The sequence below is a fragment of the Litchfieldia salsa genome (assembly GCF_900104555.1).
Classification (GTDB): domain Bacteria; phylum Bacillota; class Bacilli; order Bacillales; family Bacillaceae_L; genus Litchfieldia; species Litchfieldia salsa.
Genome location: NZ_FNJU01000001.1, coordinates 202,778 through 215,605 on the forward strand (window position 1 = coordinate 202,778; position 12,828 = coordinate 215,605).

Below are 12,828 nucleotides of genomic sequence, written 5' to 3' on the forward strand. Positions count from 1 at the left end.
TAAGGAAGTTTTTTTGGATTAATCTCTATAATAATATACCTAAGTATTGTACTATGACAACCTTTTCTATGTAATTTCACTGATTTTACTAATTTAAAAACCTTTTGGTAAACTATGGTACAAAAGATGTGTTTCTAGTTTTTATAAGAATACTGCCCAACTAACAGCCTTGTAACATGAGTAAACATTTCTGTACGATCAATATATCCATTCGTAAAAATACCAATCGCTCCCTCTTTTGTTCTTACATTATTTTTCTTCGTAAACTCATCCATGATTTCACCTAATTCTCTCCCCTTTCTTAAATCTTCTTTAAAGTCTTCAGGGAGTAAAATACGAGCTCCTCCAGCAAGGATTGGGGAATCTTCCATATGATATACTAATGCTCCCCAATTACATAAAAATAATCCATAATCTGTTTCAATTACTCCACCTTCAAGCCCAATACCGATATCTGCATTTTTCTGTAGTCTAGATTCACGAGCCCTATTAATCGCTCCTTGAATTGTTTCTTGGTCTGACATAGGTTGAGCTGAAACACCTGAAGAAACCGAACATGGATGGAAGCTAACTTCTAATCCCTCAAACCCTTCTTTCACAGCACTGACCTTTGTAGGGTTCGTTGTTCCAATTGCAATACGCATAAATCTAATCCCTCCTTTTATCATAGAGAAGAGGTTTCCCTTGACATGGAAAACCTCTCTTAGTCTTAACTTTTCTTAGCTATTTTGACGAATAGATTCCACTGTAGATCGATCAGATGACTTAACAAGTCTTACTAATAGTTCTTTTGCTGCTGCATAATCATCAACATGCACAATTGATGCGGCTGTGTGAATATAACGAGAACAAATTCCAATTACTCCAGAAGGTACACCTTCATTTGAGAGATGAACCCGTCCAGCATCAGTCCCACCTTGTGAGATAAAATATTGGTATGGAATGTTATTAGTTTCTGCTGTATCTAAGATAAATTCTCTCATTCCTCTATGTGTCACCATTGAACGATCATAAATACGAAGTAATGCACCTTTTCCTAATTGTCCAAACGAATTCTTATCACCTGACATATCATTGGCCGGACTTGCGTCTAATGCAAAGAAAATATCTGGTTTAATCATATTAGCAGCTGTTTGAGCTCCTCTTAAACCAACCTCTTCTTGAACGGTTGCACCAGAATATAACAGGTTAGGGAGATTCTCATCCTTTAGTTCTTTTAATAATTCAATAGAGAGCCCACAACCATAACGGTTATCCCATGCTTTTGCTAGAATTTTCTTTTCATTAGCCATTGGTGTAAATGGACAGATTGGTACGATTTGTTGCCCAGGCTTTACTCCAATTTTCTTAACATCTTCACGGTCATCTGCACCAATATCAATCATCATATTTTTAATGTCCATTGGCTTATTTCGTTGTGCTTCCTCTAATAAATGAGGTGGAATGGAGCTAATCACTCCAATAACAGGACCATTGTCTGTAATGATTTGTACTCGTTGAGCTAGTAATACTTGACTCCACCAGCCACCAAGTGTTTGAAAGCGAATTAAGCCTTGATCTGTAATAGATGTAACCATAAAGCCAACTTCATCCATATGTCCCGCAACCATTACAGTCGGACCAGATTCATCTCCTCTTTTAACACCAAATATACTTCCAAGTCCGTCTTGGACTACTTCATCTGAATATTTTTCAAGTTCACTCTTCATAAACTGACGTACAAGGTGTTCATTACCAGATGCACCTGGTAGCTCAGTTAGTGTCTTAAACATTGATAATGTATCTTGATTCATATTCTCTCTCCTTTAGAAACCTATGTATTATTTATTTAGTATAACGAAGTTATTACCCTCTTTCCACTTTTAATCCCCCTTAACATAGCCTATTAAAATTTGTATACTATATAGAGAGAGAATAAATTTGAGGAAAGTCGGTGACTTATCCAATGAAATGGCAAAAGTTTTTCCTTGGTGTGGGTGTAGGCTTTGCAAGTGCCTATTTTTTAAATAAAACCATTACAGAAAAAGGAGTTTCAGCTGAAAAAGCACTGGGTAATGTAAAGGATGCCTTTAAACAAGATGGTCCTATTAATGGCTCATGGATTCAAATGGTACAAGAGGAATACAAAAAAAACCACATCCTCTATAAAGTTTATAAAGGTGGAATTTCAAGAGAAATAAATGGTATGTTAGAACAATACGAGTTCATCGTTGATGCAACAACCGGGACTATTATTGAAATTAATCCTTTAAATTGATAAAAAAGAAGAGGTTTTCCTATTTAACCAATATAGGGGAACCTCTTCATATTTATTAGTTAGTTTCTTTTTAAATGTTCACTAATATCACCATGTTGATCAAACTTTACCGCTCGATAAATGGCATCATGGTAAAAACTAAACCAGGCTTGTTTTTTCTGCATCAAATTCATAAACTTCTGCTTCATCTCAATTGATCTCATTGGATAATCATCATATGCCATAACCCATAAGACATGTTTATGAGCATGTGTAGGCATGAGATCTGCTAAGTGAATTAATGTCTCATTCCCACTTTCAATCATAATGATTGAATGCCCTTGACTATGCCCCCCCGTATGCACCATCGTTAATCCAGGTACAATCTCAATATCGGTTTGAAAGGTTTCCACCATTTCTTCAATAGCTTCCCAATTTTCTCTCCAATACGTATTTTTAGAACGTATATTGGGAGATCTCATCTCTATCCATTCAATTTGTTGAGTATATATTTTCGCCCTAGGAAAAGTAGGTACTAACTGATCTGACTCCCATGAAGTTAGTCCACAAGCATGATCAAAATGCATATGGGTCATTAACACATAATCAATGTCAGTCGTACTTAGGCCTAATTGATTTAATGATTGCTGAATTTTAGACTCTTCAGTTACTCCATAGTTTCTTCTTTGCTTATCTGACATTTTATTATTTCCAATACCTGCTTCAACAACTATATTTTTTCCATTTGTTTGAATGAGGATGGGATCAGTTCTTAATTCAATTTGATTCTGTTCATTATATGGGTATTTTTTGGACCATAATGCACGTGGGACTACACCAAACATCGCTCCGCCGTCTAAATGGGTCACTCCTCCATTTAACCAAGTTAATGTAAAATCACCAATTTTCAACGTTTCCACATCATCACCTCATCGTATTATTCTTCTATTCTTAACCCGAGAATAACCAAATCTCTTTCATCCTGATCAAGTAAAGCTACCCTTGGCAATAGAGCCATTTGCGTGAACCCAAATCGTTCAAATAGTTTTAAACTAGGTTCATTATGACCGAAAATAAACGCCAATAAGGTTTTGATCTTTAACTTCGGACATTCATTAATCGCGCGCTGAACCAATTCTTTACCAATGCCTTTTCCTCTATAGTGTGGATGTATGTAGATACTGATTTCTGCGGTTTGATTATAGGCTGGGCGTCCATAGAATTTTTCAAAGCTGACCCAGGCACAAATCTCTCCATCTATTTCAGCAACCCACAAAGGTCTGAAACCAGGAGAATGATTGAAAAACCATGGTTCTCGGTCTGATACCGAAACAGGTTGAAGATCTGCTGTCACCATGCGACTTTCGATCGTCGAATTATAAATGTCAACAATAGTTGGAAGGTCCTCTTTAACAGCATCTCGAATAAACATTGGATTTTCCATAGGTAAATCTCCTCACTTATATAGATATGTTTCAATAAAGTCTTTTCAACCTAAAATTACTAAACGGAGAAAAAAATCCGCTTAAGTAGACAGTACAATGGATTAATTATACTGTCCACTTTATAGCGGAAATTTTTTATAAATTTAGGATGTATTCGTATGGAGTGTTGCTCTTTAAATAAAGCCGCAGGCTGAATACACTCCGCGTCCGGCGGGTGACCAGTGAGCCTCCTCGTCGCTTATGCTCCTGCGGGGTCTAACTTTGGCCACTGTTCCCGCAGGAGTCTACGTGTATTCAGCCTGCTTGTACCATTCCAAGTTTTATGTCTAAACAGCTAACTTTGAGAAAACAGCCTAAATCAATGATTTATTTTGTTTTAAAACGGGACTCACTTCGATAAATAGGATGTCCTAATTTTGAGAACTTTTCTTCATACTCCGTCATAATGTTTCCTTTGAAATCACTTTTGTGTAAGTCGAGACTTACATAGGTTAACAGCATTCCATAGTCGGAAAAGCTCATAAGAGATGATTCAAATAATCCTCGGTTATCCGTTTTAAAATGAATCTCGCCTTGATCGACTAAAATGTTTTCATACATTTCAAGAAAGGTTCGGAAAGTAAGCCTTCTTTTTGCATGTCTTTTTTTCGGCCAAGGATCTGAAAAGTTTAAGTAGACTCGATCCACTTCACCTTCTTCAAAGAAGTTCAATAACCCCTCTGCTTTAACGTTCATTAACTTTAAATTTGAAATATCTGCCTCAATTGCTAAATCAAGTGCAGAAACAATTACACTTTCTTGTAACTCAATTCCAATAAAATTAATTGAGGGATGAGCCTTTGCCATTCCAGTAATAAATTGGCCTTTTCCAGTACCAACTTCTATATAGATTGGTTGTTGGTTATTGAATATAGTATGCCATTTTCCCTTGCATTCCTCGGGATTAGCTATTACATACTGTGGATAAGCTGCGAGCTTATCTTTTGCCCAAGGTTTATTTCGTAATCTCATGATGCCACCTCTTTTTAATACAATTGATATTTTTAAAAAACAATATCGTAAAATGATGATTGGGTAAGGTGTTATGCTAAATTCTATAGATGAATTGGGTAAAGCCTTACGCATAAATTAACCCTTCATTACACACTTTAATATCAGGCACTACACTTATAAAGGAGTGAAATTGATGTCTTTAAATCATACAGATCAAATGCATATTCTAAAAGACATATTAACGAATCACCAAGATGATTGTTCTGGAACTGTTGCTGAATGCGAACAAATGGAACGATTAGTTAAATCTCTTATGGTTAATTCAAATGTTGACCAAGACATAAAAACGTTATTAACAGATATCTATTCCTATAGTCAACAAGGGAAATACACTCAACATTTAGATGCTCATATAAATGAACACCAGGATCAATTATCACAGTGGATTTCAGAGATTGACCAATTCTCTTAATTTTTAATTAATAAGTGATGAAGATATTGTAGCCAGTGCTTAATTTCTTTGTCACTATTTTTAGATGTATACCATATAATTTGCATGATTGTCTGGGAAGTTACATACCATTTCATTCGTCTATATAAATGTTCAGATGGTTCAATTCCATAACGGGTAAGCCATTCGGTCCACTCTTCCTCGTTGATATACCAATATAGTAGCATTCCAATATCAATAGCCGGGTCAGCAATCATTGCTCCATCCCAATCAATTAGATAAAGCTGGTTTGTTTCAGTTAACAGCCAATTATTATGATTGATGTCACAATGACAAACAACCATTTCTTCATATTGGACCTGCATTAATTCTTGTTCTAACAAGTCGATTGCTTTCCGAATCTCCGATATTTCCGCTAAATGTGCAAAATCAGTAAGAGACTGTTTAAGATCGAATAAGATGGCCTCTGGCTTTAAGGGTTGTTTTCCAAGACGCTTTAGCATAGATAAGAGCTCTTCTGACCGGTGTATTTTGTGAAGGAGCTCTGCTACATTTTGACCATTCATATCCTTAGGTTTCAGCTCTACACCACTTAACCAATGTTGAGCTGTAATTACATCACCGTTTTCAAGACGCTTTGTCCAAATAAGCTTTGGAACAATTCCTTCTGCTGATAGTACTGCAAGAAAAGGCGAAGAATTCCTTTTTAAGAATAGCTTTCTTTCATTAAATTGTGCAAAGTAAGCATCCCCTGTAGCACCACCTGCAGGAGAAATTACCCACTCATTACCTAATACATCTTCCAACCATTTCACCTTCAAATTCAACACAACATTTCATTTAGGGATTAAAATTCTATATAAGAAAAGCGGAAGCGCCTGTTTAGCCTCGGGCAGGCATAAGGCAGAGCACGTAGGAAATCTTGTTTTCCGTAGTGATTTGACTTATGACCCCGAGGGGCTAGGCGCTGGAGCTAGACACTAAATCTGAGTACGAAGTTTTATACTTTCTTATCTTTTAAGAAAAGCGCAAGACGCCTTGATCAAAACTGAGTCGAACAACATCATCACTTTACATGATATTTATATTTAAACTACATATTAGTTTTAGCAAATAAAAAGATAGCTATTGATTTAGCTTTCTAAACAATAGCTATCTTATAAATTTTAGCTTCTTTCTCTTTTGAAATCAAGAGAAACTATATCATTCTCCATTGTTTTCATATAAAACAATGGTACTAATAGGTGAAAGCTTGATCGCTTCCCCCCGAACTGTGTAAAGACTCCTAATTCCTGCATTTTCATTGTCACAAATTACCTCCCATATTCCTGCAGTTGGTAATTCTACTAGAGTCTCTTCATGAAGATTACTGTGCATAACGACTAAGTGATTCCAGGGCCCGTAATGCTTCACCTGATTTAATGAGTAAAGGATGATTCCATCTTGAGATTTATGGAAAGTTAAATGCTTTCTTATAAGAGCAGCGGTAGGAAGTCTGAATGCTCCGTGTGTTTTCCTAAGCGTAATCAACCCTTTGACATAATTTACTTCGTCTATATTTTCTTCTTTACGCTTCCAGTCCATCCAGTTTATCTCATCAGGTGATTTGTAACTATTTTCAACACCCTGCTTTGTTCTATAAAACTCTTGGCCACTATGAATAAACGGAACTCCTTGTGAAAGCAAAACAAGCGAAGAGGCTAACCGTTGTCTCTTTTTACGGGTTGTAACACTTTCATTCGAGTTACATTCTTCCATTTTATCCCACAATGTATGATTATCATGGGACTCCACATAGTTAATCGTCTGTGAAGGCTCATAAAAAAGACCCTTTTCTCCTTTTCCTAATGAAATACTGCCAGCAATTGATTGTTTCACATCATATTCCTTATGCATATTGCCTAGGGCATATCCACGATCATACAAATTAAATGTACTTCCCTTAACTACATCACGAAAACGATCATTAAATTGTCCAATCCCTGGAAGATGTCTTGCATTCTTAATAACCGCTTTTTTATCAAATGGAAGAGGTGTATTTAAATCCCAACCTTCCCCAAACATGATGATGGTAGGATCAATCTCATCAACAACTCTTCTGATTGTATTCATTGTATCAATATCTAAAATCCCCATTAAATCAAAGCGCAAACCATCAATCCCATATTCTTTAATCCAGAATACAACAGAATCTAAAATGAACTTTCGTACCATTTTCCGTTCAGAGGCAATATCATTTCCCACCCCTGTTCCATTAGATGGCATCCCATGTTCATCATGTCGGAAATAATAACCTGGAACAATTTTTTCAAAAGACGAATCTTCTCGGATATAAACATGGTTATAGACGACATCCATAATGACTCTAATCCCATGTTGATTTAATACATCGATGGCCTTCTTCAATTCAATGATTCGGGAATATGGATCAGACGGTTTTGTCGCATAACTCCCTTCTGGTGCGTTAAAATGCAGAGGATTATATCCCCAGTTATAACTTTTATCCGGCTCTCTTTCATCAACACCACCAAAATCATTGAAAGGTAACAACTCAACATGTGTAATACCAAGTTCCTTCAAATACGATAGTCCTGTTGAAGTATGATTATTTCTTCTGGTTCCTAATTCAGTTAAACCTAAGTATTTGCCTTTGTGATGAATACCACTCTCTGGGTGGATCGTAAAATCTCGAATATGTGTCTCGTAAATAACCGCATCTGTCATATGTTGAAAGTAAGGTAATATCCTTTTTGTTGTACGTGTTTTCCGTAGATCAACGACGATTCCATACTCTCCATTAAGCGACAGAGCTACCGTATACGGGTCTACCGCTTCACGCCATACCAAATTGACACAGACCTTATATTTATAATAAAAGCCATCAAGATCTCCCGGAATTGATAGCACCCATACACCGTTATTTTCTCTTGACATCTGATGAATTTCTTCACGATTAGATTGTTTTTGATAGAGCACTAACATTACTTCAGAAGCTGTAGGTGCCCATAATTTAAATTGAGAAGAAGTAGACTGGTAAGTTACACCTAAGTCATCTCCCTCATAATAGTAGGCTTCATCAAATTCCTTTGTTCGAATGACAGCACCAATCTGAAGGTCTGTTTCTGCTTGATATTCATCTCTAATTACATAGGAGGAACCAATATCTAAAAATGCATTTACCGTACATTGGTATTTATTATATCCGTCAATCACAGCTACTTCTTTAATTTCAAGTTCCCATAAATGATGCTGTTGATCATACAATGTAAAGGTGGTTGACTGTCCATTGTTATATGAATGAGGCATTAAAATGGTAATGACATTAAGTCGATCGAGATACGCTTCAAACACTCGTGAAATCTCCGCCAATTTTTGCACCTCCTATTCAACAGGATTATCTCTTACTTCTACAGATTAATCTTACCTTTTTAGGTTCAATCGAAATGGAAACTGGAGAACTTCCAATAAACTCTCCATCTGCATGAAGTGGTAACTTTGTCTCTGGTAATATTCGAATCTCTTTTCCCTTAAAACTGTCTACACCTTTAAATAGAGTGTGTTTACCCATATAGACGGTTCCTAATAAAAGTAATAACTTAAAGGGTGAAAAATGATGTACAACAGTCACATTTAATAATCCATCAAAAGGACTTGCTTGTGGTGAGATTCTCATACCTCCACCATAAAACCGTTGGTTTGAAACCGTGACGAACCACACATTTTTATAGTGATGGATGCTTCCATCAATCTCAACATCCATGCTACATGGTTTGTAATTAAATAATTGATTCAAAATCGCCCCTAGATATACAAAAGGACCTAACTTTAGTTTATTAAAATACCTTTTCATTTTAGACTGATTTACTTTTTTTGATACCTCTGCATCAAAACCAACCCCTAAACTATTCACAAAATAAAGAGGCTTTGATCGTTCTCCTAACTTAAAACGACCTACATCTATCTTCGTAATAGACTTTCTTTTCATTAAGATGTTGCGAAGTGCGACTTTCGGGGATGTAGGTATATGAAATCCACGACAAAAATCATTAGCAGAACCCGCAGGAATATACCCGATGGTTACACTTGAACCACACACACCATTTATCACCTCAGAAATCGTGCCGTCACAACCTACAGCAACGATTGCCTCGATTTGTTCCTCATGAATGGCTGCAATTTGCTTTCCAAGTTCTACTGCATGCTTTTCACTATTCGTAAAAAAAGAGCGATAATTAACCTGCTGCAGGTCCAATTCTTTTTTTACTTTATCCCAAACTTTTAATGATGCTCCATTTGCTGCAACAGTATTAACGATAAAGAAATATTTTTTCATAGAAGGTTCCTTCGATTGATAAGATTTTATCTATTATTCTACAAAAAAATGAAAAATAAACAAATAGATTTATCAAAATGGTAAAGATTATTAATTTTCAACCGAAATATATACTATGGTATCTTACACGACTAATACTCAGAATAGGAGTGCTCATCTATGTTTCATACTAACCCCTGTGTAGAGTGTGGTATTCCAATGGTTATCCATGACACTGGATATATATTAATTAAAGGGAACTCAGTATCTACTCTATTTGATCAAATGAACATCGAATATGAAGTCAAACAAGATAAAGTTATCTATTATTATTCAAGTCGAGATGTTCTTAAGACCTTAATGGACAACCTTTTTCATCATGTTGATAACATGAGTCATTTTCAGGCAAGTATTCACCAATCTAAAGATAGCCTAAAGTACAATTTAATCCCACTTCTTCATTTATATGAAAGAATTGTCAATGAAAGAATCGTTACTTTTATTCAGAAGGGTGAGTTCATCAGTTATATTCAGCCAATTATTGACTTAAATAAACATCACCAACTTTATGGTTATGAGTCATTATTACGTTCAGCAGATCCATCTGAGAATATATATCCTAGCGAAATCTTTTCTGTAGCAGAGAAAACCGGCTTAAAATCAATGCTCGATCAACGAGCAAGAGAAGAAGCCATCAAGTCGCGATTGAACAAAATTAGCCCTGGTGTTAAGAGTTTTATTAACTTTCTTCCGTCAACTATCTATAATCCTGAATACTGCCTACGACACACTTTTGCGATTGTTGAAAAATACAATGTGAATCCGTCTGACCTTGTATTCGAAGTAGTAGAAACCGAAAAAATCGATGATGTTGAGCATCTTAAGAACATCTTAAGAACCTACAAAAATTCAGGAATGAAAGTAGCCTTAGACGATGTTGGAGCAGGCTATTCTACGATTAATATGTTAACTGAATTAAAGCCTGATTATGTTAAAATTGATCGAGAATATATTTCATTTTGTGATCAAGACTCAAGAAAACAAGCCTTTTTAGATCAAGTTATTTCAATTACAAAACAATTGGGGATTATTGTATTAGGAGAAGGAATTGAGCGAAAAGAAGAGCTTGATTACTGCAAACACATTGGGATGGACTTAGCTCAAGGCTATTACATTGGAAAACCAAGCCCAGAAGCAGCAAATATCCCTTCAATGATTTAGAACACAAATTAGGTCGTCTGTTTACAATGTAAAGGTTTAATCTCGGGTAACGAGATTCCTTATTGTAAACAAACGACCTTTTTTATAACTATCCCTGACGTTTTATATAAGTGGCATGGCAATGCGTAAGTAGTGATTGCGCGGCCTTTATTTGAACAAATTTCAATGGTGATGTAACTGCTCTCATACTATTAAACCATTCTTCATAAGCCTTTTTATCCACAAACGTAATGTCATACGGTGCGAATGGATAGTCAAAAAAGCCACTTCGATTTAATATAATCTTTTTAATTGGTAACTCAATTCCATTTAACTGGTAAATTTGGCGAATAACCTTTTCAGTTCGATTTAATCCAATCAGTGGGGAAAGTACTTTCTTTTCTTCTTTCCCGTTTTTTTCTATCCAAAAGCGTTCCTTAGATCCCATGAACACACTATTTTCTTCACCTTCCAAAAAGCTTATACACAATGTAGCAATGGGAGTAATTAGAATGATTTCAAGCTCTACAGGTGCCTGCTTTAAAAGAAATACAGGTTTATATAATACAAAATAAGTATCCGGGAATCTTTGTAAGAAATATTTTAAATAAGGATCATCATAAAAATGGTCATCAACAAATGACCTCTCTCGAATCGTCGAGCTAGCCCATTTCATTTGAAATGAAAAAATAGAATCTAAAAAAGATTGCTTCATTTCTTGAATCGAATCTGGTCTTTTGGAAAATGAGAATAAAAGAGTTGACTCCTCATCGCCTTGGCTCATTTCCTCAAATTCGTCGGACTCATCTCCAGAGAAAAGTTTTCTTCTCATCTTAGTAAAAGGATTAAACAAGTTTCTCTTCTGACCATCTATATTTTTTTGTTCTTTTTCCTCATCAATTTTGGATAACTCGTTCTCCCACTCGGTTCTCACCTTATCCCACTGCTGTTTCTTTAACCGAATAAACTGACTAGGATATCGGTACATATCCATTTCATAACGTGAGATATAATCCTGAAGCTTTATTAATTGACCCAGTTATAACAACCCCCTTTCCAAGAAAAGCGCAAGTGGCCCGTTTATGTTCAATAAAGTAACCTTAAAGAACAACACTAATTAAAATTGGACAAACAACAGCTGCAAATATCGCACTTAAAATCATTGAGATTGAACTAATTGCTGCCTCTTTTTGACCTATTTCTAATGCTCTAGCAGTTCCAATCCCATGAGATGCTGTACCAAATCCAACACCTACCCCAATATAGTGATGAATACGACATAGTTTCAAGATTGTCGGACCAAACATTGCTCCACCAACTCCAGCAATCGTTACATAAACAGCAGCCAACGTAGGTATCCCTCCAGACATTGAGGCGATATCCATTGCGATTGGTGTCGTTACATTTTTAGGGATAAGAGAAATTAGTACCTCTTTATCTATATTTAATAATGATGCAAAAGTCAATCCAGACAAAATCCCAATAGATGCCCCTATAAGGACCCCGACGACTACTGGAGCAAAGTATTTTTTTAAGATTTCTTTATTTTTATAAAGTGGAAATGCTAACGCTACAACCGCAGGACCTAACAACTCCCCAATCCAACTTCCACCTTGTAAATATGTATCGTATGGAATATTGAAAAGAAGTAACAAGACAATGATTACTGTTGTTGAAGTTGCAACTGGCACTAATAAAGGATAGTTATACTTTTGGTATAGTGCCTTCATCAATTGAAAAATTAAAATGGTGAATACACAAGTTCCAAATGCCCACAAGATACTCAAGCCTCAAATCCCCTCTCATTAGCAACTTGCTTCTTTTCCTCATGAGTAGAAATGGTTTGAGCAATTAGACCTGAAATTGTCATGACCATTACAGTACTAATAAAAGCTACAACAACCGTTAAGAATCCCCATCCGGAAAAAAAAGAAAAATACTCCATTACCCCAACTGTAGCTGGGACAAATAAAATGGCTAAATGATTTAATAAGAAGGTGCTTCCTTGAGCCAACCACTTCTCTTTAACAATTTTCAATTGCAATAATATGAATAAAAGCAGCATTCCAATTATACTCCCTGGAATACTAATGTTTAATAATTTCTGAATTAAACATCCGATATAATAAATTCCATATAAGCTACCCATTTGAACAATCGTGAGTAGTATTTTCATAAATTCCCCAATCCT

14 protein-coding genes are annotated in these 12,828 nt (G+C 35.7%); 3 read left to right on the forward strand and 11 right to left on the reverse strand.

Annotation, left to right across the window (positions count from 1 at the left end):
- Positions 1-134: 134 nt before the first annotated feature.
- Both BLQ56_RS00935 and BLQ56_RS00940 read right to left on the reverse strand, forming a co-directional pair.
- The gene (locus BLQ56_RS00935) at positions 135-644 is read right to left on the reverse strand and encodes a DUF84 family protein (RefSeq protein ID WP_090849259.1); all 510 of its coding nucleotides are present in this window, start codon (positions 642-644) and stop codon (positions 135-137) included.
- A gap of 75 nt (positions 645-719) precedes the next feature.
- Positions 720-1,793 carry a M42 family metallopeptidase gene (locus tag BLQ56_RS00940; protein WP_090849260.1) on the reverse strand — a complete coding sequence of 358 codons (1,074 nt, stop codon included), beginning with the start codon at positions 1,791-1,793 and terminating at the stop codon, positions 720-722.
- A 140-nt stretch (positions 1,794-1,933) separates the two neighbouring features.
- Here BLQ56_RS00940 and BLQ56_RS00945 point away from each other — a divergent pair, with 140 nt between their 5' ends.
- Positions 1,934-2,257, forward strand: coding sequence for a PepSY domain-containing protein (locus BLQ56_RS00945; protein WP_338011831.1), 324 nt, complete (start codon positions 1,934-1,936; stop codon positions 2,255-2,257).
- Positions 2,258-2,316: 59 nt separating this feature from the next.
- On the opposite strand, the gene BLQ56_RS00950 is transcribed toward BLQ56_RS00945, so the two are convergent.
- From BLQ56_RS00950 to trmB, 3 genes are all read right to left on the reverse strand, one after another.
- The gene (locus tag BLQ56_RS00950) at positions 2,317-3,156 is read right to left on the reverse strand and encodes a YtnP family quorum-quenching lactonase (protein ID WP_090849261.1); all 840 of its coding nucleotides are present in this window, start codon (positions 3,154-3,156) and stop codon (positions 2,317-2,319) included.
- A 17-nt stretch (positions 3,157-3,173) separates the two neighbouring features.
- Positions 3,174-3,680 (reverse strand): GNAT family N-acetyltransferase, encoded by a 507-nt coding sequence (locus BLQ56_RS00955; protein ID WP_090849262.1) that lies wholly within the window; start codon positions 3,678-3,680, stop codon positions 3,174-3,176.
- A gap of 367 nt (positions 3,681-4,047) precedes the next feature.
- Positions 4,048-4,692: a tRNA (guanosine(46)-N7)-methyltransferase TrmB gene (gene trmB / locus BLQ56_RS00960; protein ID WP_090849263.1), complete on the reverse strand. Its 645-nt coding sequence runs from the start codon at positions 4,690-4,692 to the stop codon at positions 4,048-4,050.
- Between the two features lie 175 nt (positions 4,693-4,867).
- Between trmB and BLQ56_RS00965 the strand changes: the two genes are divergently transcribed.
- Positions 4,868-5,146: a YtzH-like family protein gene (locus BLQ56_RS00965; protein ID WP_090849264.1), complete on the forward strand. Its 279-nt coding sequence runs from the start codon at positions 4,868-4,870 to the stop codon at positions 5,144-5,146.
- On the opposite strand, the gene BLQ56_RS00970 is transcribed toward BLQ56_RS00965, so the two are convergent.
- The 3 genes from BLQ56_RS00970 to BLQ56_RS00980 all read right to left on the reverse strand — a co-directional run bounded on the left by BLQ56_RS00970 (position 5,143) and on the right by BLQ56_RS00980 (position 9,458).
- Positions 5,143-5,931, reverse strand: coding sequence for a phosphotransferase family protein (locus BLQ56_RS00970; protein ID WP_090849265.1), 789 nt, complete (start codon positions 5,929-5,931; stop codon positions 5,143-5,145). The genes BLQ56_RS00965 and BLQ56_RS00970 overlap by 4 nt on opposite strands.
- A 397-nt stretch (positions 5,932-6,328) precedes the next feature.
- Positions 6,329-8,494, reverse strand: coding sequence for a type I pullulanase (pulA, locus tag BLQ56_RS00975; protein ID WP_090849266.1), 2,166 nt, complete (start codon positions 8,492-8,494; stop codon positions 6,329-6,331).
- Positions 8,495-8,519: 25 nt separating this feature from the next.
- Positions 8,520-9,458, reverse strand: coding sequence for a diacylglycerol/lipid kinase family protein (locus tag BLQ56_RS00980; RefSeq protein WP_090849267.1), 939 nt, complete (start codon positions 9,456-9,458; stop codon positions 8,520-8,522).
- A 159-nt stretch (positions 9,459-9,617) separates the two neighbouring features.
- Here BLQ56_RS00980 and BLQ56_RS00985 point away from each other — a divergent pair, with 159 nt between their 5' ends.
- Complete coding sequence (locus BLQ56_RS00985; protein ID WP_090849268.1) at positions 9,618-10,658, forward strand: EAL domain-containing protein; 1,041 nt, start codon at positions 9,618-9,620, stop codon at positions 10,656-10,658.
- Positions 10,659-10,746: 88 nt separating this feature from the next.
- Here BLQ56_RS00985 and BLQ56_RS00990 read toward each other — a convergent pair whose 3' ends face one another.
- The 3 genes from BLQ56_RS00990 to BLQ56_RS01000 form a co-directional block, all read right to left on the reverse strand.
- Positions 10,747-11,571: an NERD domain-containing protein gene (locus BLQ56_RS00990; protein WP_338011833.1), complete on the reverse strand. Its 825-nt coding sequence runs from the start codon at positions 11,569-11,571 to the stop codon at positions 10,747-10,749.
- Between the two features lie 166 nt (positions 11,572-11,737).
- Positions 11,738-12,424: an LrgB family protein gene (locus BLQ56_RS00995; protein WP_090849270.1), complete on the reverse strand. Its 687-nt coding sequence runs from the start codon at positions 12,422-12,424 to the stop codon at positions 11,738-11,740.
- Positions 12,421-12,813, reverse strand: a complete 393-nt coding sequence (locus BLQ56_RS01000) for a CidA/LrgA family protein (protein WP_238457127.1) — start codon at positions 12,811-12,813, stop codon at positions 12,421-12,423. Before BLQ56_RS01000 ends, BLQ56_RS00995 begins: the two co-directional genes overlap by 4 nt.
- Positions 12,814-12,828: the final 15 nt, after the last annotated feature.

Excerpts from the sequence above, each read along its gene's own strand:
- BLQ56_RS00935 (WP_090849259.1), bottom strand. The coding sequence starts at position 644 with ATGCGTATTGCAATTGGAACAACGAACCCTACAAAGGTCAGTGCTGTG.
- BLQ56_RS00940 (WP_090849260.1), bottom strand. The coding sequence starts at position 1,793 with ATGAATCAAGATACATTATCAATGTTTAAGACACTAACTGAGCTACCA.
- BLQ56_RS00955 (WP_090849262.1), bottom strand. The coding sequence starts at position 3,680 with ATGGAAAATCCAATGTTTATTCGAGATGCTGTTAAAGAGGACCTTCCA.
- trmB (WP_090849263.1), bottom strand. The coding sequence starts at position 4,692 with ATGAGATTACGAAATAAACCTTGGGCAAAAGATAAGCTCGCAGCTTAT.
- BLQ56_RS00965 (WP_090849264.1), top strand. The coding sequence starts at position 4,868 with ATGTCTTTAAATCATACAGATCAAATGCATATTCTAAAAGACATATTA.
- BLQ56_RS00980 (WP_090849267.1), bottom strand. The coding sequence starts at position 9,458 with ATGAAAAAATATTTCTTTATCGTTAATACTGTTGCAGCAAATGGAGCA.
- BLQ56_RS00985 (WP_090849268.1), top strand. The coding sequence starts at position 9,618 with ATGTTTCATACTAACCCCTGTGTAGAGTGTGGTATTCCAATGGTTATC.
- BLQ56_RS01000 (WP_238457127.1), bottom strand. The coding sequence starts at position 12,813 with ATGAAAATACTACTCACGATTGTTCAAATGGGTAGCTTATATGGAATT.